This is a genomic window from Conexibacter woesei Iso977N (assembly GCF_000424625.1).
GTDB classification, from domain to species: Bacteria; Actinomycetota; Thermoleophilia; order Solirubrobacterales; family Solirubrobacteraceae; genus Baekduia; species Baekduia woesei_A.
This window is the reverse complement of record NZ_AUKG01000002.1, coordinates 1,677,345-1,695,106: the sequence shown is the minus strand read 5'-3', so window position 1 is coordinate 1,695,106 and position 17,762 is coordinate 1,677,345. Positions and strand designations below refer to the sequence as shown.

At 72.5% G+C, this 17,762-nt stretch carries 20 protein-coding genes; 19 read left to right on the top strand and 1 reads right to left on the bottom strand.

All coding sequences use genetic code 11. From position 1 onward, the window contains the following. Positions 1-141 precede the first annotated feature (141 nt). The 18 genes from mihF to H030_RS0120490 all read left to right on the top strand — a co-directional run bounded on the left by mihF (position 142) and on the right by H030_RS0120490 (position 16,776). Complete coding sequence (gene mihF, locus H030_RS0120570; RefSeq protein WP_027007497.1) at positions 142-483, top strand: integration host factor, actinobacterial type; 342 nt, start codon at positions 142-144, stop codon at positions 481-483. Then, entirely contained in the window at positions 452-1,051 is a 600-nt protein-coding gene (gmk, locus tag H030_RS0120565; protein WP_051223254.1) for a guanylate kinase, read from the top strand. The genes mihF and gmk overlap by 32 nt, the downstream gene beginning before the upstream one ends. Next, positions 1,048-1,275, top strand: a complete 228-nt coding sequence (gene rpoZ, locus H030_RS0120560; protein ID WP_027007495.1) for a DNA-directed RNA polymerase subunit omega — start codon at positions 1,048-1,050, stop codon at positions 1,273-1,275. Before gmk ends, rpoZ begins: the two co-directional genes overlap by 4 nt. A gap of 15 nt (positions 1,276-1,290) precedes the next feature. Next, positions 1,291-2,541 (top strand): bifunctional phosphopantothenoylcysteine decarboxylase/phosphopantothenate--cysteine ligase CoaBC, encoded by a 1,251-nt coding sequence (gene coaBC / locus H030_RS0120555; protein ID WP_051223253.1) that lies wholly within the window; start codon positions 1,291-1,293, stop codon positions 2,539-2,541. Continuing rightward, on the top strand, positions 2,538-3,497 hold the full coding sequence (locus H030_RS0120550) for an AAA family ATPase (protein WP_027007493.1): 960 nt from the start codon (positions 2,538-2,540) through the stop codon (positions 3,495-3,497). The genes coaBC and H030_RS0120550 overlap by 4 nt, the downstream gene beginning before the upstream one ends. A gap of 17 nt (positions 3,498-3,514) precedes the next feature. Beyond that, positions 3,515-4,639 carry a DUF58 domain-containing protein gene (locus tag H030_RS0120545; protein WP_027007492.1) on the top strand — a complete coding sequence of 375 codons (1,125 nt, stop codon included), beginning with the start codon at positions 3,515-3,517 and terminating at the stop codon, positions 4,637-4,639. Next, positions 4,636-6,930, top strand: a complete 2,295-nt coding sequence (locus H030_RS0120540) for a transglutaminase-like domain-containing protein (RefSeq protein WP_027007491.1) — start codon at positions 4,636-4,638, stop codon at positions 6,928-6,930. Before H030_RS0120545 ends, H030_RS0120540 begins: the two co-directional genes overlap by 4 nt. A gap of 2 nt (positions 6,931-6,932) precedes the next feature. Then, a complete protein-coding gene (locus H030_RS0120535; RefSeq protein WP_035129028.1) occupies positions 6,933-7,307 on the top strand; it encodes a tetratricopeptide repeat protein in 375 nt (124 codons plus the stop codon). A gap of 103 nt (positions 7,308-7,410) precedes the next feature. Next, positions 7,411-7,827 carry a ribosome maturation factor RimP gene (gene rimP / locus H030_RS0120530; protein WP_035128038.1) on the top strand — a complete coding sequence of 139 codons (417 nt, stop codon included), beginning with the start codon at positions 7,411-7,413 and terminating at the stop codon, positions 7,825-7,827. A 14-nt stretch (positions 7,828-7,841) separates the two neighbouring features. After that, positions 7,842-9,485, top strand: a complete 1,644-nt coding sequence (gene nusA / locus H030_RS33930) for a transcription termination factor NusA (RefSeq protein ID WP_051223251.1) — start codon at positions 7,842-7,844, stop codon at positions 9,483-9,485. A gap of 23 nt (positions 9,486-9,508) precedes the next feature. Then, positions 9,509-9,748, top strand: coding sequence for a YlxR family protein (locus H030_RS40720; RefSeq protein WP_081690979.1), 240 nt, complete (start codon positions 9,509-9,511; stop codon positions 9,746-9,748). Continuing rightward, on the top strand, positions 9,726-12,884 hold the full coding sequence (infB, locus tag H030_RS38550) for a translation initiation factor IF-2 (protein WP_027007488.1): 3,159 nt from the start codon (positions 9,726-9,728) through the stop codon (positions 12,882-12,884). Before H030_RS40720 ends, infB begins: the two co-directional genes overlap by 23 nt. Before the next feature lie 34 nt (positions 12,885-12,918). Then, positions 12,919-13,266 (top strand): 30S ribosome-binding factor RbfA, encoded by a 348-nt coding sequence (gene rbfA / locus H030_RS38545; RefSeq protein ID WP_081690978.1) that lies wholly within the window; start codon positions 12,919-12,921, stop codon positions 13,264-13,266. Continuing rightward, entirely contained in the window at positions 13,263-14,267 is a 1,005-nt protein-coding gene (locus tag H030_RS0120510; protein WP_027007486.1) for a DHH family phosphoesterase, read from the top strand. Before rbfA ends, H030_RS0120510 begins: the two co-directional genes overlap by 4 nt. A gap of 25 nt (positions 14,268-14,292) precedes the next feature. Beyond that, complete coding sequence (truB, locus tag H030_RS33925; RefSeq protein ID WP_231398491.1) at positions 14,293-15,126, top strand: tRNA pseudouridine(55) synthase TruB; 834 nt, start codon at positions 14,293-14,295, stop codon at positions 15,124-15,126. Then, positions 15,123-16,007, top strand: coding sequence for a bifunctional riboflavin kinase/FAD synthetase (locus H030_RS0120500; RefSeq protein ID WP_051223247.1), 885 nt, complete (start codon positions 15,123-15,125; stop codon positions 16,005-16,007). Before truB ends, H030_RS0120500 begins: the two co-directional genes overlap by 4 nt. Before the next feature lie 25 nt (positions 16,008-16,032). Further along, complete coding sequence (rpsO, locus tag H030_RS0120495; protein ID WP_035128032.1) at positions 16,033-16,305, top strand: 30S ribosomal protein S15; 273 nt, start codon at positions 16,033-16,035, stop codon at positions 16,303-16,305. 3 nt (positions 16,306-16,308) lie between these two features. Then, positions 16,309-16,776, top strand: a complete 468-nt coding sequence (locus tag H030_RS0120490; RefSeq protein WP_027007483.1) for a redoxin domain-containing protein — start codon at positions 16,309-16,311, stop codon at positions 16,774-16,776. Here H030_RS0120490 and H030_RS0120485 read toward each other — a convergent pair. Further along, complete coding sequence (locus H030_RS0120485; RefSeq protein WP_027007482.1) at positions 16,766-17,230, bottom strand: SRPBCC family protein; 465 nt, start codon at positions 17,228-17,230, stop codon at positions 16,766-16,768. The two genes, H030_RS0120490 and H030_RS0120485, sit on opposite strands and share 11 nt — an antisense overlap. A gap of 25 nt (positions 17,231-17,255) precedes the next feature. Between H030_RS0120485 and H030_RS33920 the strand changes: the two genes are divergently transcribed. Continuing rightward, positions 17,256-17,717, top strand: coding sequence for a DsbA family protein (locus tag H030_RS33920; protein ID WP_051223246.1), 462 nt, complete (start codon positions 17,256-17,258; stop codon positions 17,715-17,717). The last annotated feature ends 45 nt before the right edge of the window (positions 17,718-17,762 follow it).

Sequence of the window (17,762 nt, the reverse complement as noted above, 5' to 3'; positions counted from 1 at the left end):
GCAGAGGCCCCGCAAAGTGCCTGCAAAACCCGGCGCGACCGTCAACCAACCTGAACAAGGGTCGACCTCAGGTCGAGGTCCAGCCGAATTGAGCCATCGGCGCTTGCCGAGGGGTCCGAGGCGTGTAGTATCGGCGCCCCGATGTCGCCGGCCGCCAACTCGCCCACCAAGCACACGGCGGCACCCGAACGCAGCCTCAACCAGCGGATGGACGCCCTCCAGAAGGCGAACGTCATCCGCACCCGTCGCGCGCAGCTCAAGCGCGACCTGAAGGCCGGTCGAGTGTCGATCCACCAACTGCTTCTCGACCCGCCCGAGTTCCTCGAGACCGCCAAGGTCTTCGACATGCTCCTGGCCGTCCCGAAGTACGGGCGGGTGAAGGCGAACAAGATCCTGCAGACCTGCCGGATCTCGCCCTCGAAGACCATCGGCGGCCTCTCGGATCGCCAGCGTGCTGAGCTCATCAGCATGCTCCGCAAGTAGCCTCCCGGCTCTGCCCGGCGTATTTGTCATCACCGGACCCTCCGGGGTCGGCAAGGGCACGCTCATCCGCCTGCTGCGCGAGCGTGTCCCCGAGCTCGCGATGAGCGTGTCGGCGACGACGCGCCGGCCGCGACCGGGAGAGACGCAGGGCGTCGACTACCACTTCATCTCCGACGAGGAGTTCGCGCGGAGGGTCGATGCGGGCGAGTTCGTCGAGTGGGCCGAGTACAGCGGCCGCCGCTACGGGACGCTGCGCGAGGAGCTGGACCGCCACACCTCCGGCGGCCATCCGGTCGTCCTGGAGATCGAGGTCCAGGGCGCGCGCCAGGTGCGCGAGACGCTGCCGAGCGCGACCCAGATCTTCATCGAGCCGCCCGACGAGGCGACGCTGCGCGAGCGCCTGATCGGGCGCGGCACCGACGACCCCGAGCAGGTCGAGCGGCGGCTCAAGGTCGCCGAGGAGGAGCTGGCCGCCGCGGGCGAGTTCGAGCACGTCGTCGTCAACGACCGGCTCCACGACGCCGCCGAGCAGCTGGAGTCCATCGTCCGGGGTACAATGACCGCGTGATCAGTCCCCGCATCGACAAGCTGCTCGACCACGTCGACTCCAACTACGCCTCGGTCCTCGTCGCCGCCAAGCGCGCGCGCCAGATCAACTCGTACTACCACAACTTGGGTGAGGGGACGTTCGACGAGTTCCCGCCGCCGATGGTCGAGACCATCTCGAAGAACTACTTGACGATCGCCCTCGAGGAAGTCGCCGCGGGCAAGATCAAGTACCAGTACCGCTAGGAGCGGCTGGTCACCATGGCGCGCCTGCTCCTCGGGGTCAGCGGGGGCATCGCCGCCTACAAGGCGCTCGAGGTCGTGCGCCTGGCCACGAAGGCCGGGCACGCGGTCCGGGTCATCCAGACCCCGACCGCCCAGAAGTTCGTCGGCGCCGCCTCGTTCGCGGCGCTGACCGGCGCCCCGGTCCTGACCGACGAGTTCGAACGCGACCCCGCCCGGGGCGCGTTCCCCGACCAGCAGCCGCCGGACCACGATCCGGCCTCGCACCTGGAGCTGGTCCGCAACGCCGACGCCTACCTGATCGCGCCCGCGTCGGCCAACACGATCGCCAAGCTCGCGCACGGGCTGGCCGACAACCTGCTGACCTCCGCGGCGCTGGCCGCGTCCTGCCCGGTGCTCGTCGCGCCCGCGATGAACCACCACATGTGGGAGCACCCGGCGACGCAGAGCAACCTGTCGCTGTTGCAGGCGCGCGGCGTGACGATCGTCGCGCCGACCACCGGCGCGCTGGCCACCAGGAACGAGTGGGGGACCGGCCGGCTGGCCGACGTCGCCGACCTCGTCGCCGCCTTCGAGGCCGTGGTCCCCGCGGGCGCCCGCCCGTGGGACGGCCTGCGCGTCCTGATCACCGCGGGCGGGACGCGCGAGCCGATCGACGCGGTCCGCTACGTCGGCAACCGCTCGTCGGGCCGGATGGGCTTCGCGGTCGCCGAGGAGGCCGCGGCGCTCGGCGCCGAGGTCACGGTGATCGCGGCGAACGTCACGCTGTCGCGCCACCCGCGCGTGACCTACGTCGACGTCGAGACCGCGGCGCAGCTCGGCGCGGCGTCGAAGGAAGCTTTTGCGAGCTGCGACGTCTTGGTGATGAGCGCGGCGGTCGCCGACTTCCGGCCCGCGAGCGCGCACGAAGGCAAGCTGAAGAAGACCGATCGCGATGAGCTGGCGCTGGTGCTCGAACGTACAGAGGACGTGTTGACCGGTCTCGCCGCCACCCGCCGCCCGGAGCAGACGCTCGTCGGCTTCGCCGCGGAACATGGCGCGGGCGCGGTCGAGTACGGGCGCGACAAGCTGCAGCGGAAGGGGTTGGATGCGGTGGTGGTCAACGACGTCTCGCAGCCGGGCATCGGGTTCGATGCCACCGACAACGAGGTGACGATCGTCACCGCCGCCGGCGACGAGGCCGTCCCGCGCGGCACGAAGGCCGAGGTCGCGCGCGCGATCCTCGCCACCGTCGACCGCCTCCGCGCCGGAGCGGGAGCGCAGCGATGAGCACCGAGGGCTCGCTCGACGGCTCCGAGGTCGCGCGGGCCGGGCTGCTCGCGCGCCGGATCGCCGAGGCCGTCCACGACGCGGTCGAGGTCAAGCAGAGCATCCTCGAGGACCTGCTCGTCTGCATCCTCGCCGAGGGCCACGTGCTGATCGAGGACCTGCCCGGCGTCGGCAAGACCACGCTCGCCCGTGCCTTCGCGCGCGTCACCGACCTCGGGTTCCAGCGCGTGCAGTGCACGGCCGACCTGCTGCCCGCCGACGTCGTCGGCACGAACATCTTCAACCAGCGCGAGGACCGCTTCGAGTTCCGGCCCGGCCCGATCTTCGCCAACGTCGTGCTCGTCGACGAGATCAACCGCGCGTCGCCCAAGACACAGTCCGGGTTGCTGGAGTGCATGCAGGAGCGGCGCGTCACGGTCGACGTGCACTCGCACGAGCTGGCGCGCCCGTTCGTCGTGCTCGCCACGCAGAACCCGGTCGAGTTCGAGGGCACCTACCCGCTGCCCGAGGCGCAGGTCGACCGCTTCATGGCGCGGCTGTCGCTCGGCTACCCGACGCCGGCCGCCGAGGTCGACATGCTGCGCGCCCACGAGGCCGGCGACCGTGTCGAGAAGATGGAGCCGGTCGCGTCGGCCGCCGACGTCCTGGAGGCGATCGACATCGCCACGCGCGTCAACGCCTCCGACCGCCTGCGGGCCTACATCGTCGCCCTGCTCCAGCGCACGCGCGAGGACGCGCGGACCGAGCTGGGCGCCTCGCCGCGCGCGGGGCTGATGCTGCTGCGCGCCGCCAAGGCGCGCGCGCTCCTGCAGGGGCGCGACCACGCGCTGCCCGACGACGTCCAGGCGCTCGCGCGCCAGGTGCTGTCGCACCGGATCGTCCTGGCGCCGGAGGCGCTGGACGCGACGCCCGAGCAGGTCGTCGCCGACGCGCTCGCCGCGACGCCGGCGCTGTAGGAGCGGGTTCATCGGCCATGGAGGAGACCGCCCGCCCGCTCCTCCGGACCGCGGCACTCGGCGTCCTGCTGATCGTCGTCGCGGGCACGCTCGACGCGCAACCGCTCTACGTCGCCGGCGCGGCGTTCGTGTTGGTGGCCTTGGGCTGCCTGCTGTGGGTGGTCGGCGGCGCGCGCGGGATCGCGGTCTCGCGCACGGTCGGCGTGACGCGCGCGATGGAGGAGGAGCCGGTCCCGGTCGTGCTGCGCGTGACCGGCACGCGCCCGCTGCCGACCGGCGCGCTGCTCGACCCGCTGCTGCCCGCGCCCGCGCCGCTGGCGACCGGGCGGCGCCTGACCCGCGTGCACATCGACGTGCGCTTCGCCAGGCGCGGGCGCAAGGTGCTGACCTCGCCGCGCGTCGCGGTGCGCGACCCGTTCGGCCTGATGGTGCGCGTCGCGCGCGGGACCGACGTCGCGGCCGACGAGGTGCTGATCCTGCCGCGGATCGAGCCGGTGCTGTCGCCGTCGGGCGGCGGCGACGGGTCCGGCTCGCTGCAGCTCGGGCGCCGCTCCTCGGTCGCGGCCGAGATCGAGCTCGACGGCCTGCGCCAAGCGCGTGAGGGCACGCCGGCCTCGCGCATGTACTGGCCGTCGCTGGCCAAGCGCGGCGAGCTGCTGGAGCGGCGCCTGCGCGCCGACAGCGACACGCGCCCGCTCGTCGTCCTGGACCCGCGCGGGGCCGCGAGCGAGGACGACCTCGACGCCGCGGTCCGCGCCACCGCGTCGCTGGCCGTCCACCTCGCGCGTGCCGGCGGCTGCGCGCTGATGATCCCCGGCGACCGCCGCCCGGCCGCGATGGATCCCGGACTGGTGGGATGGGCTCACCTTCACGCGCGCCTGGCGCTCGTCGAGGGCGGCTCGCCGCCGCCGCTGTCGGGCCTGGCGGCGCGGCGCGGGCCGATCGTCTACGTCGCCGCGCGGCGCCTGTCGCGCCCGCCGCGCGCGCTGGCCCACGCGCCCGGCGGCGGCCGCGTGCTCGTCATCCCCGGCGAGCTGGCCGGCCGGCGCGCGGCGTTCAGCGTCGCGGGCTGCCTCGGCTACGAGCTGAGCGAGGCCCGCCGCGGTCCCGAGCCCGCCGCGACCGGGGGAGCGGTCGCGTGAGCGCGGTTCCGGCACCGCTGCGCAGCGGGGCGGGGACGGGCGTCGCGCTGCGCGCCGACGCCTGGACCGTCCGCTTCGTCGCCTTCTGCGCGCTGGCCCTGTTCGGCGCGACGCACTGGGCGGCGATCACGCGCCCGTCGTCGGGCGGCAAGCTGGTCGCGCTGTTCGTCGTCGCGGTGATCGGCGGCCTGGCCACCGCCGCCGCGCTCGAGCTCGACGGCGCGCGCCGGCGCTGGCGGCTGCCCGCCGCCGCCGCGGCGTTGTTGGTGTCCTTGGTCGTGATCCTCGCGCTGGCCGGCGTGCCCGGCTGGTACCTGAAGCCCTGGCACTGGGACGCGCTGGCGAGCGGGATCGGCGACGGCATCGGGACGCTGCCCGCGCTGCGGATGCCCTACCGCGGGTCCGACATGTGGGTGTTGGTCGTCCTGATCGCCGGCGGCGGCGTGCTGCTGCTGGCCGCCGCGGTCCTCGCGCTCAAGCCGAACCCGCGGCGCTTCGGCGCCGCCGCGCTGCTGACCGCCACCTACGCGATCGCGATCATCGAGCACCGGCCCGGCCACCCGTACTTCGACGGGCTCGTCTTCGCCGTCCTGCTCGCCGCGTTCCTGTGGGCCGACCGCCTCCAGGGCCGCGAGGCGACCGCGGCGATCGGCCTCGGCCTGACCGCGATCCTCGCCTCGGCGCTGCTGGCGCCGCATCTGGCCTCCGACCGGCCGTGGGTCGACTACGAGGCGCTCGCCGAGTCGTTGCAGGCGGGCAAGACCACCACCTTCTCCTGGAACCACAGCTACGCGCCGCTGACCTGGCCGCGCGACGGCACCGAGATGGCGCGGGTGCAGGGCGTCAGGGGCGAGCTGTACATGAAGACCGAGAACCTGGAGGACTTCGACGGGCGCGAGTGGGTCCAGGCCAGGGGCGTGCTCGGCGACTCCGACGACACCGAGATCTCCGCGGGCCATCCCGGCTGGACGCAGACGTTCCACGTCGAGATCAAGGCGCTGAAGTCGCTGCCGTTCGTCGGCGCGGGCACGACGCTGGCGATCGACCACGCCAGCAAGCACCCGGTCGAGGCGACGCCGGGCACGTGGGTCTCCGACGGCAGGCCGCTCAAGCGCGGCGACGGCTACGACGCCACCGTCTACTACCCGACGCCCGGGACCGTCGAGCTGCACGGCGCCGGGACGCGCTACCCGCCGTGGGTCTTCCGCCAGCTGACGGTGTCGGTCCCGCCGACGCCCGGCTACGGCGACGACCTCAGGGTCCAGTTCGCGCCCTACGGCTCGGGCACCTCGAACCTCGCTCAGGGGCGCTACGGGTTCCAGCAGATGAACGCCGACGACGTCATGGGCGCCTCGTCCTACGCGCGCGAGTTCCGCCTGGCCCAGCAGCTGGCCGCCGCGTCGACCGACCCCTACGACTTGGTCCAGAACGTGATGGCCCGCGTCAACCGCGGCGCGCGCTACACCGAGACGCCGCCTCCGCCCGGCAGGCTCGCGCCGCTCGACGCGTTCCTGTTCCGCGACCACGCGGGCTACTGCCAGCACTTCGCGGGCGCGACCGCGCTGCTGCTGCGGATGGCCGGCGCGCCCGCGCGCGTGGTCGCGGGCTTCTCGCCCGGCTCGCACGACGGCAGGGACCACGTGCTGCGCGACTACGACGCGCACTCCTGGGTCGAGGTCTACTTCCCGCGCATCGGCTGGGTGACGTTCGACCCGACGCCGGGCGACTCGCCCGCGCGCGGCCAGACGACCGACACGCTGGCGGTCAGGGCGACGACGCCGGTGAGCAAGGGCGCCGCGGCACCCAGCAGCGACCGCACGAGCGACCCGACGTCGGGCGGCACGTCGGCGCAGAGGAGCAGTGGCGGGACCAGCTGGACCGCGCTGGGCGTCCTGGCCGTGATCATCTTGGTGGCCTTCATCGCGTTGTTGGTGGCCTCGGTCCGGCGCCGGCGGATGCTCGCGCGCTCCGGCGATCCGGAGCTCGAGGAGCTGCGGATGGCGCTCGTCCGGTCCGGCCGCGACACGGCGCCCGACCTGACGCTGGCACGCGTCGAGACGCTGCTGGCGGGCAGCGACGGCGCGCTGGCCTACGTCCGGACGCTGCGCGTCGCGCGCTACGGCCGCGGCGCCGTCCCGACGACTCCCGCACAGCGCCGCGCGCTGCGCCGCGAGCTGGCCGCGGGCCTCGGGCTGCGCGGCCGGCTGCGCGCGCTGTGGGCGCTGCCGCCGCGGTCCGCGGAGGTGTGGGACGCGTTGAGACCGCGCCGCCGCCGCGCATACACTGGCTGACCATGACGAGTGAGGATCCAGGCGCCTACGAGCTGTTCCGGCAAGGCACCGAGCTCCTGGAGTCCGGCGACCACCACGCGGCGACCGTCCCGCTCGGGCGCGCCCGCGAGCTGGCACCGGACAAGGACTCGGTCCGCGAGGCCTATGGCCGCGCGCTGTTCCTGGCCCAGCGCTACTCGGAGGCCGTCGCCGAGTTCGAGGCCGTCGTCGAGCACGCGCCGACCAACGACTACGCCTTGTTCTGCCTCGGCCGCGCCTACCAGCAGCTGGGCCGCGACGCCGAGGCGCTGAAGCCGCTGGCGCTCGCCGCGACCCTCCAGCCCCAGCGGGCGGACTACAGGAAATACCGCGACCAGGCACGGCGCAAAGCGGCCTGACGCTGCTATTCTGCGAGGACAACTTCCGTGCCGGCGCCTCGTCGCCGGTGATGTACAGGGAGCGGGCGATAGCCCGCTCTTTCATTTTGAGAGGGGAGGGTTGATGAGCAACACCATCCAGGCTGAGATCGAGAGCAAGCTCGCCGAGCGCGAGCCCGAGGTCGAGGTGCTGCTCGCGGAGCTCCAGGACGGCAACGTGGAGCTCTACATCGACCATCCCGAAGGCGTGACGCTCGACCTGTGCGAGCGCGTCACGAACGCCCTGCCGGAGTTGTTGGAGGAGTACGGCCTGACCGTCTCCTCGCCCGGCCCGGAGCGTCCTCTCAGCAAGCCGGATCACTACCGGCGGTTCATCGGTCGGCGTGCGCGCGTGCGAACGCGTGAGGCGCACGACGGCCACAAGTCGTTCACCGGTGAGTTGGTGGGAGCGTCCGACACCGAGGTGACGGTCGCAGCAGGCACCGGCGTCGTGTCGATCCCGTACGACGCGATCTCCCGATCCAACCTCGTCGAGTCCTAGGAGCAGGAGCACCAATGTCCCGCGACATCCTGGAAGCCATGACCGCGCTGGCGCGCGAGAAGGGCATCTCCCCCGAGAAGCTCTTGGCCGCGCTGGAGGACGCGCTCCTCTCGGCCTACAAGAAGCTGCCCGGCGCGGCCCGCTACGCGCGCGTCGAGGTCGATCAGGAGACCGGCGACTTCGTCGTCATCCGCTACCGGATCCCGAAGGATCTGGAAGCGGAGCTGATCGGTGAGACCATCGAGGAGGAGTCGTACTACGACCCCGAGACCGGTGAGAAGGTCGAGCCGCAGGATCCCGAGATCGACCCGGCGAAGTTCGAGCAGTACCGGGACCGGATCGAGGAGATCGACGACACCCCGGACGACTTCGGCCGCATCGCCGCGCAGACCGCCAAGCAGGTGATCCTGCAGCGCATCCGCGAAGCCGAGCGCGACATGATGTTCGAGGAGTTCCGCGACCGCGTGGGCGAGCTGATCACCGGCATCGTCCAGCAGTCCGACTCCCGCTACACGCTGGTCCAGCTGCGCGACCGCGTCGAGGCGCTGCTGCCCAAGGGCGAGCAGGTCGACGGCGAGCGCTACGACCACGGCCAGCGCGTCAAGGCGGTCATCAAGGAGGTCTCACCCTCCACGAAGGGCCCGTCGATCATCGTCAGCCGCCGCGACGGCGAGCTGATCAAGAAGCTGTTCGAGCTGGAAGTGCCGGAGATCGCCGACGGTCTGGTGGAGATCGCCAACGTCGCCCGCGAGCCCGGCTACCGCTCGAAGATCGCGGTCGTCTCGCACGCCGACGGCGTCGACCCGGTCGGCGCCTGCGTCGGCCCGCGCGGCTCGCGCGTCCGGATGGTCGTCTCCGAGCTGCGCGGCGAGAAGATCGACATCATCCCCTACAACGACGAGCCCGCCCGGTTCGTCGCCAAGGCGCTGTCGCCCGCCCGCGTCCGCGAGGTGCTCGTCGACGACGAGTCCAAGCAGGCGACGGTCATCGTCCCCGACGACCAGCTCTCGCTGGCGATCGGCCGCGAGGGCCAGAACGCCCGCCTGGCCGCGCGCCTGACGGGCTGGCGGATCGACATCAAGTCCGAGACCGACTTCGCGCAGACCGCGCAGTCGACCGACGACTACGGCGGAGAGGGTGCCGAGGAGGTCGGTGGCCGCTGCCAGGCGCTCTCCGTCCGCGGCCGTCGCTGCCCGAACGAGGCGCTGCCGGGCTCGCCGTTCTGCGGCCTGCCCAAGCACCAGGCGCTGTCGCGCTTCACGACCGCGGCCGTCGCGATCCTGGAGCCGCTCTCCGACGAGGAGATCGGCGACCTGTCGGATCCCGACAAGACCTGGGACGACGTCGTCGACATCGTGACCCGCGCCGAGGAGCTCTACGGCGACCAGGAGGAGCTGGTCGTCGAGGAGGGCGACGACGACGGCGAGTACGCCGACGACGACGGCCTCGAGCCCGCGCCCGAGGCCGCCGAGCCCGACGGCGAGCTCGACTCCGAGGACGCCGAAGCGGAGGTCGAGGCGGAGGCCGAGCTCGACTCCGAGGACCCCGAGGCCGAGGTCGAAGGCGAAGACGCCGAAGCGGAGGTCGAGGCCGAAGAGGTCGCGGTCGAAGCCGAGGAGTCGGACGTCGTCGACGAGGCCGAGGAGCCGGCGTCGTAAGCTCTACTCCGCACCGGCGCTGCATCGGCTGCGGGACGATCCGTCCCAAAGCCGAGCTGCTGCGCCTTGTTGCGGTGGCGGGTCGGGTCGTGGCGGATCCGGCAGCGACATTGCCCGGGCGTGGCGCATATGTGTGCGGCCCCGGGTGTGCCCAGCGCGCGATCGAGCGGCGCGCGATCGGCCGTGCCCTGCGGGGACGTGCTGACATTTCCGAAGACTTCGTAGAATCGATCAGACTGCATGGCAAAGAAGCGAATCCATGAGATCGCCAAGGAGCAGGGGATCCCGAGCAAGGACCTCCTCGACAAGCTCCAGGCTGCCGGCCTCGATGTGAAGGCCGCTGCCTCCTCGGTAGAGGAGGCCGACGCGCTGCGCGCGATCGGCAGCCCTTCCGCAGCTGGGAACGGCGCCCCGGCACCAAAGACTTCCGAGAAGGCCGAGAGCGGCGACACGCCGCCCGAGGGCCGGCGCCAGCCGGCGCGCTCCGCCGAAGGCCGAGGCGCACCCGTGCGCCCGCCTGAGGGCCGCGGCGCGCCCGTGCGCCCGCCGGCCGGTCGCGGCCAGCCGGTCCGTCCGGGCCAGAGCGGCGCCCCCGCCGGGCGCGGCGCGCCCGTGCGCGGCAACGCTCCCGCCGGCCGTGGCGCTCCCGTGCGTCCGGGCCAGGCCCCGGCGCGTGGCGCGCAGGGTGGCGGCCAGGGTGCCCGCGGCGGCTCGCCGCAGCCCGCGCGCCCCGTCCCGCGCCGTCCCGTCCTCGACGACCTGCCGGTCGACCCGCGCCGCCAGATGGGCCGTTCCGGCCCCGGCCAGGCGCGCACCGCGCCGACCGACCAGCCCGCGGCCCCGGCCGCCGAGCAGCCGACGGCGCCCGTCGAGACGCCGCAGCCGACCGCGCCCGCCGCGGCCCAGCAGCCGACCGCCGAGACGCAGGCCCCGAAGGCCGCGCCCAAGCAGCCCGCCGCCAAGGCGCCGGAGGCTCCGGCCGCCGCGCCCGCCGAGCAGCCCGCCGCGCCCAGGCAGCCGAAGGCCAAGGCGCCGAGGGCGCCCGCCGCCCCGGCCGAGCCCGCACGTCCCGCCAGGCCCGCCCCGGCGCGCTCCGGCGCGCCCGAGAAGGGCAGCGTCCCGCGCGCCGGCAAGAAGTCGCTGCGCCGTGAGCCGGTGCGCGTCGTCGCGCCGCAGCCCGAGCAGCCCGCCGCCGAGGCGCCTGCCGAGCAGCCCGCCGCCGCCGAGGCCAAGCCGGCGACCCCGGGCGCCAAGGGCAAGCCCGGCGCCAAGGGCAAGGAGGACACGGGCCCGAGGATCGTCCCGCACGTCGAGCCGCCCAAGAAGGGCGCCGGCCCGCGCATCATCTCCGTCCCGGAGCCCCCGAGGCGCCCCAAGCGCGACGAGACGCAGTCCGTGCCCGCGAGCGCGGGCGGCCGTCCGACGCGTGGCGGCATGCGCTCCGAGGGCGGTCCGGGCGCCGGCAAGCGCCGCGTCGTGATCGACTCCCAGGCCGCACGCCGCGGTCCGGGTGGCGGCCCCGGCGGTGGGCCCGGCCCCGCGCCGCAGCGTCCGCCGCGTCGCCGTCGTCGCCGTCGTCGCACGCCGATGCCCGAGACGCCGGACGTCTTGGCCGTCGACCAGATGACGCGGATCGACACGGTCCGCATCAACTCCGGCTCCACCGTCAAGGACGTCGCCGAGTACCTCGGCGTGCCGATCCCGGACGTCATCAAGCAGCTCATGTCGATGGGCGTGCTGGCGATGGTGACCAAGACGCTGGGCGACGAGGAGATCCAGCTGGTCGCCGACGCGCTCGGCAAGGAGATCGAGATCGTCTCCCTGTCCGACGAGGCCGACGACGAGATCGAGTACGACGACGCCGACGAGGATCTCGTCGAGCGCCCGCCGGTCGTGACCATCATGGGTCACGTCGACCACGGCAAGACGTCGCTGCTGGACGCGATGCGCAGGACCGACGTCGCCGCCGGCGAGGCCGGTGGCATCACCCAGCACATCGGCGCCTACCAGGTCCACCACAACGGCAAGACCATCACGTTCCTGGACACCCCGGGCCACCAGGCGTTCACCGCCATGCGTGCCCGTGGCGCCCGCGTGACCGACATCGCGATCATCGTGGTCGCCGCCGACGACGGCGCGCGCCCGCAGACCGACGAGGCGATCGACCACGCGAACGCGGCCGACGTCCCGATCATCGTGGCGGTCAACAAGATCGACAAGGAGGGCGCGGACCCCACCCGGGTGCGCACCGAGCTCACGCAGCGCGGCCTCCAGCCGTCGGAGTGGGGTGGCGAGACCGAGTACGTCGACGTCTCGGCCAAGGCCGGGACCAACCTCGAGGACCTGCTCGACACGATCCTCGTGGTCGCCGAGCTCGAGGAGCTCGAGGCCAACCCGACCGCCGAGGCGTCGGGCGTCGTCATCGAGTCCAAGCTCGACCCGGGCCGCGGCCCGGTCGTGACGGTCCTGATCCAGCGCGGCACGCTGCGCGTCGGCGAGTCGATCGTGGCCGGCCCCGAGCCGGGCCGCGTCCGCGCGATGATCGACTACCGCGGTGAGCGCGTGACCGAAGCGGTCCCGGGCGATCCGGTGGAGATCCTGGGCTTCGACGGCGTCCCCGCCGCGGGCGAGGTCGTCCGCGTGGCCGAGAGCGACAAGGAGGCGCGTCGCATCGCCGCCGAGCGCGAGACGCGTGAGAAGGCCGAGGCCATCGCACGCCGCTCGGGCCGCAAGGTCTCCTTCGAGGACGTCTTCCGCCGTGCCCGTCAGGAAGAGGCCGCCGAGCTGCCGCTCGTCATCAAGGGCGACGTCGCCGGTTCGGTCGAGGCGCTCGAGGACGAGATCGCCCGCCTGCCGCAGGACGAGGTCCGTGTCGACGTGCTGCACAGCGGCGTCGGCGGGATCAACGAGTCCGACGTCATGCTCGCCGCCGCATCGGAGGCCGTCATCATCGGCTTCAACGTGCGGCCGGTGGGTGACGCGGCCGCGCTGGCCGACCGCCAGGGCGTGGAGATCCGCAACTACTCGGTGATCTACGCGGCGCTCGACGACCTCAGGGCGGCCATGACCGGCCTCCTGGCGCCGGAGATCGTGGAGGACACGATCGGCACCGTGGAGATCCGCCAGACGTTCCGCGCCTCCAAGATCGGCATCATCGCCGGCTCCTACGTCACCGACGGCGTCGTGCGCCGCGGGTCGAAGGTCCGGGTCATCCGCGATGCCACGGTCATCGGGGAGACGACGGTCGACACCCTGCGCCGCTTCAACGACGACGCCCGCGAGGTCGCCGCCGGCTACGAGTGCGGCATCGTGCTCAACAACTTCCAGAACATCCGCGAAGGCGATGTCCTGGAGGTGTACGAGACGCGGCAGGTGGAGCGACAGCTCCAGCCGTCGTAGTCTGGGATATAGGATGAGCCCTGGAGGAGCGCGCATGCGCCGCGTGGACGAGGCCGTCCGCGAAGTGCTCGGCGATGCCGTGAATCAATCTCTCAAGGACCCACGGGTCGGATTCGTGACAGTTACCGATGTGCGGACGAGTGCTGACCTGCGTCATGCGCGGGTGTTCGTCAGCGTCTTCGGGACCGAGGCCGAGCAGGCCGCGACCCTGGAGGGGCTGGCGTCAGCGCACGGCATCCTCCAGGCTCGCCTGGCCCGCGAGCTGCGGATGAAGCGCACGCCGACCCTGGAGTTCGAGCTGGACGACACCGCGGTCCGCGCCGCGCGGCTCGAGGCGCTGATCGAGGACGTCACGGTCGTCACGGAGGACGAGGACTCATGAACCGCAACGGGGCAGCGGCCGCGCGCGAGCGCGTGCTTCAGGAGATCCGGACCGGGCATGGGTTCTGCCTCGTGACCCACGAGCATCCCGACGGCGACGCGCTCGGCTCGCTGGTCGCGATGCACCGGATCCTCACGGCGCTCGGCAAGGACAGCGTGATGCTGATGGCCGCCGACGAGTTCCCGCTGCCCTACGAGTACCGGTTCTTCGACCTCGCCGGGCTGTCGACGGTGCCGCCCGTCGATCTGCCCGAGCGCACGATCATCTACCTGGACTGCGGGAACATCGACCGCAACCCGCTGGGGATCGTCAAGGGCGACGACGTCCACATCCTCAACGTCGACCACCACCACGACAACACGCGCTTCGGCACGGTCAACCTGGTGGACGCCGACGCGGCCTGCACGACCGAGATCGTCTGGGACCTGATGAGGGCGCTCGGCGTCGAGCCCGACCAGGACATCGCGGATGCGCTGTACGTCGGACTGGTCACCGATACGGGCCGGTTCATGTACGAGAACACCGGGCCGCGCGCGCACGTCATGGCTGCCGAGCTGATCGAGGCCGGCGTCGACTCGCACGCGATCTACCGGCGCCTGTACGAGGACATGCCGTACGCGAAGCTGGAGCTGCTGGGGCGTGCCCTGGCGCGCGTCGAGCGCTTCGACGACGGCGGCCTGACCGTCGCGCGGGTGACCCGCGAGGACTTCGACGCGGTCGGCGCCGAGGACTCCTACACCGAGGGCATCATCGACCACCTGCGGTCGGTCGAGGGCACCAAGGTCGCCGCGCTGGCCCGCGAGGTCGAGTCCGGCGGGATCCGCAAGAAGGTGTCGCTGCGCTCCACCGACGGCGAGGTCGACGTGAGCGCGATCGCCCGCGCCGGTGGCGGCGGCGGGCACCGCCAGGCCGCGGGCTTCACGACCGAGCTGGGCGACGACGAGCTGGTCGCGTTCCTGCGCGAGCAGATCGCGGCGCAGCTGGCGCTGTCGTCGCGCTAGGGGAGACGCCGCCGTTTTGGACGGGGTGGTCCTCGTCGACAAGCCGGCGGGGCCGACGTCGCATGACGTCGTGTCGCGGGTCCGGCGTGCGCTGCCGCGCGGGGTGAAGGTCGGCCACGCGGGGACGCTCGACCCGTTCGCGACCGGGTTGTTGTTGGTGTTGCTCGGGCGCGCGACGCGGATCCAGCAGTGGCTGATGGAGCTGGGCAAGGAGTACGAGACGGTCGCGCGGCTGGGGTGGACGTCGACGACCGGCGATCCCGAGGGCGAGCTGGTGGAGACCGGCCGGATCCCTTCGCGCGACGCCGTGCTCCCGACCGGCGCCGTCACGCAGCGGCCTCCGGCCTACAGCGCGATCCGCATCGACGGCCGCCGCGCCTACGCGCTGGCCCGCTCCGGGGTGGAGGTCGAGGTGCCCGAGCGCACGGTCACCGTGACCCGCTTCGACCAGCTCTGGCGCGACGACGACGCGGGCCGCGCGGCCTACGCGATCGCCTGCTCGTCGGGCACCTACGTCCGCTCCCTGATCGCCGACCTCCACGACGCCTACTGCGTCGAGCTGCGCCGCACCGCGATCGGCCCGTATCGCGTCGAGGACGCAGCGCCGCCACCGGACCGCGCGGACACGGAGCCGTGGGAACCCACGATCGTCCCGCTGGGCACCGCGCTCTCCCAGGTCCTGCCGACGATCACCCTCGACGACGACACCGCCCGCCGCGCGGGCCACGGCCAGGTCGTCGACCTGCCCTCCGGCACCCCCGACGGCCGCCTCCTGCTCCTCGATCCGGCCGGCGATCCGGTCTGCGTGTCCGACGTCACCGCCGCCCGCGCCAAGCCCCGCGTAGGCTTCCGGGCGTGAAGCTCACGTACCTCCCCGACGTGGAGCCGCGGCCGCGCAAGGTCGCGATCGGGACGTTCGATGGTGTGCACCTCGGTCACCGGGAGGTGATCGCGGGTGCGGAGACCGTCGTGACGTTCGATCCGCACCCGCAGTCGGTGGTCGCTCCGGGCTCGGAGCCCAAGCTGCTGACGACGCTCGATCGCAAGGCGGAGTTGGTCGCCTCGCTCGGCGTCGAGGAGCTGGTGGTGATCCCGTTCGACGGCGCGTTCGCCGCCCAGGACGCCAGGGACTTCGTCGAGCATGTGCTGGTGGAACGCGTCGCCGCGACGCACGTGAGCGTGGGGGAGAACTTCCGCTTCGGCCACAAGGCCCAGGGCGACGCGCAGATGCTGCGCGACGACCCACGCTTCGAGACGCGTGTGGTGCCCTTGCTGGAGGTCGACGGCGAGGTCGTCTCCTCCTCGCACATCCGCGGGCTGGTCTCCGGCGGCGCGGTGCACTACGCCGACGCGTTGCTCGGCGCGCCGTTCGCGGTCGACGGCGAGGTCCAGCACGGCGACAAGCGCGGCCGCACGCTCGGCTTCCCGACCGCGAACCTCGTCCCGCGCCCCGGCTACGTGACCCCGGGCCACGGCGTCTACGCGTGCCGCGCGAAGCTCCCGGACGGCACCGTCGTCCCGGCCGCGACCAACGTCGGCGTGCGCCCGCAGTTCGTCACCGGCCGCGGCGAGCTGATCGAGGCGTTCCTGATCGACTGGTCCGGCGACCTCTACGGTCAGAAGATCCGGGTCGAGTTCCTGCGCCGTTTGCGGGGAGAACGCAGATTCGAATCCGTTGATGCGCTCGTCGAGCAGATGCATGCCGACGTCGACGAGGCGCGAGCGATCGTCGCCGGCTGACGGCTGCTAACCTTCCGCGCCGCACATGAGCACGCTGACCGCTGACCGCAAGCAGGAGATCGTCGCCAAGTTCGGGGAGAACGCCCAGGACACCGGGAGCACCCGGGTCCAGGTCGCCCTGCTGACCGCGCGGATCAACGATCTCACCGAGCACCTTCGCGAGCACAAGAAGGACCACCACTCGCGTCGTGGCCTGCTGATGCTGGTCGGCCAGCGCCGTCGTCTGCTCAACTACCTGAGCAAGAACGACCTCGAGGGCTACCGCGCCCTCATCGCCGAGCTCGGCCTCCGCCGCTAAGCCATGGCGATCATCGCTCCGGGCACTCCGGTCCCGGAGTTCGTCCTGAAGACCGCCGACGGCGAGGACTTCACCCAGGACGACCTGAAGGGCAGGACCACCATCCTGGTCTTCTACCCCTTCGCCTTCAGCCCGGTCTGCACCGACCAGCTGCAGGTCTACGAAGAGGCGCTGCCCGAGCTCGCCGAGCAGGGTGCCGTGATGTACGGCGTCTCGACCGACGCGAGCTACTCGCAGACGGCCTTCAAGGAGAAGCTCGGCATCACGATCGAGCAGCTCTCCGACTTCGAGCCCAAGGGCGCGACGTCCAAGGCGCTCGGCGCCTACTTCGAGCCGGCCGGGATGACCAACCGCGCGCTGATCATCGTCGGCCCGGACGGCACCGTCGCCTGGAGCCACCTCGCCGACTCACCCGGCGACCTGCCGGGCGTCAACCTGATCTTCGACGGCCTCCAGGCCGTCAGCGCGTAGCCAGCAGCGCCGGCACCGCCTGCGCGCGGTGCTCGAAGATCGCTTCCACATCCCGGACGACGAAGGCCCGCGCGGCGACCTCGCCGCCGAAGCCCCAGCCGATCGCGTACTTCACCGTGTCGCGCATCACGGTCGTCCCCGGTCGCTCGCCCGGCGCGAAGTCGTGCGTGTGGTGCCACAGCCGGTACGGCCCTCGCACCTGCGTGTCGACGAACCGCACCCCGGGCTCCCACGCCTGGATCGACGTCAGCCAGTCCACGCCGATCCCGTGCAGCTTGAGCCGGTACTGGATCAGCGTCCCGACCCGCATCTGCACCGGCTCGGGCGTCACCACCTCGAACCCGAGCCACTCCGGCGTGATCGCCTCGAGGTTCCGGGCCTCGCCGAAGAACGGGAACACCTCCTCCGGCGTCCCGGGTAGCACCTGCTCGCGCCGCAGCTCGTAGACCTTCATCTACTCCAGTACGGTCTGACCCCGCATGGGCGATCTCACCAGCGCTCCGGTTCCGCCGGTCACGGACAGCGACCATGTCCGGGGCGACGCGCAGGACCCGGAGCTGGTCGTCATGTACGCCGACTTCAGCTGCCCGCGCTGCGCGGTCGCCGCGATCCGGCTCCGGGACGAGGACGCGACCGTCGTCTTCCGGCACTTCGCCCTCAAGGCCCGCCATCCGCGCGCCGTCCCGCTCGCGCATGCCGCCGAGGCGGCGGCGCTCCAGGGCGCCTTCTGGCCCTTCCACGACAGCCTGTTCGCGGACCAGGGCCGCATCGACGACCCGCACCTGTGGGATCGTTGTGAGCGGCTCGGGCTCGACGTCGGACGCTTCGAGACCGACCGGCGGTCCGAAGCGGTGGCCCAGCGGGTAGCGAGGGACCTGCGTGACGGCATGCGTGCAGGCGTCGCCAATACCCCTGCGCTGCTCCGTCCCTCGGTAGACTGACCCCGAGTTCGGATCCGAGACGAGAACAAAGAAGCCGGCCCGCCG

Bases quoted from the DNA above. Each gene is read 5' to 3' on its own strand.
- mihF (WP_027007497.1), top strand. From the start codon at position 142: ATGTCGCCGGCCGCCAACTCGCCCACCAAGCACACGGCGGCACCCGAA.
- coaBC (WP_051223253.1), top strand. From the start codon at position 1,291: ATGGCGCGCCTGCTCCTCGGGGTCAGCGGGGGCATCGCCGCCTACAAG.
- H030_RS0120550 (WP_027007493.1), top strand. From the start codon at position 2,538: ATGAGCACCGAGGGCTCGCTCGACGGCTCCGAGGTCGCGCGGGCCGGG.
- H030_RS0120545 (WP_027007492.1), top strand. From the start codon at position 3,515: ATGGAGGAGACCGCCCGCCCGCTCCTCCGGACCGCGGCACTCGGCGTC.
- H030_RS0120535 (WP_035129028.1), top strand. From the start codon at position 6,933: ATGACGAGTGAGGATCCAGGCGCCTACGAGCTGTTCCGGCAAGGCACC.
- rimP (WP_035128038.1), top strand. From the start codon at position 7,411: ATGAGCAACACCATCCAGGCTGAGATCGAGAGCAAGCTCGCCGAGCGC.
- nusA (WP_051223251.1), top strand. From the start codon at position 7,842: ATGTCCCGCGACATCCTGGAAGCCATGACCGCGCTGGCGCGCGAGAAG.
- infB (WP_027007488.1), top strand. From the start codon at position 9,726: ATGGCAAAGAAGCGAATCCATGAGATCGCCAAGGAGCAGGGGATCCCG.
- rbfA (WP_081690978.1), top strand. From the start codon at position 12,919: ATGCGCCGCGTGGACGAGGCCGTCCGCGAAGTGCTCGGCGATGCCGTG.
- H030_RS0120510 (WP_027007486.1), top strand. From the start codon at position 13,263: ATGAACCGCAACGGGGCAGCGGCCGCGCGCGAGCGCGTGCTTCAGGAG.
- rpsO (WP_035128032.1), top strand. From the start codon at position 16,033: ATGAGCACGCTGACCGCTGACCGCAAGCAGGAGATCGTCGCCAAGTTC.
- H030_RS0120490 (WP_027007483.1), top strand. From the start codon at position 16,309: ATGGCGATCATCGCTCCGGGCACTCCGGTCCCGGAGTTCGTCCTGAAG.
- H030_RS0120485 (WP_027007482.1), bottom strand. From the start codon at position 17,230: ATGAAGGTCTACGAGCTGCGGCGCGAGCAGGTGCTACCCGGGACGCCG.
- H030_RS33920 (WP_051223246.1), top strand. From the start codon at position 17,256: ATGGGCGATCTCACCAGCGCTCCGGTTCCGCCGGTCACGGACAGCGAC.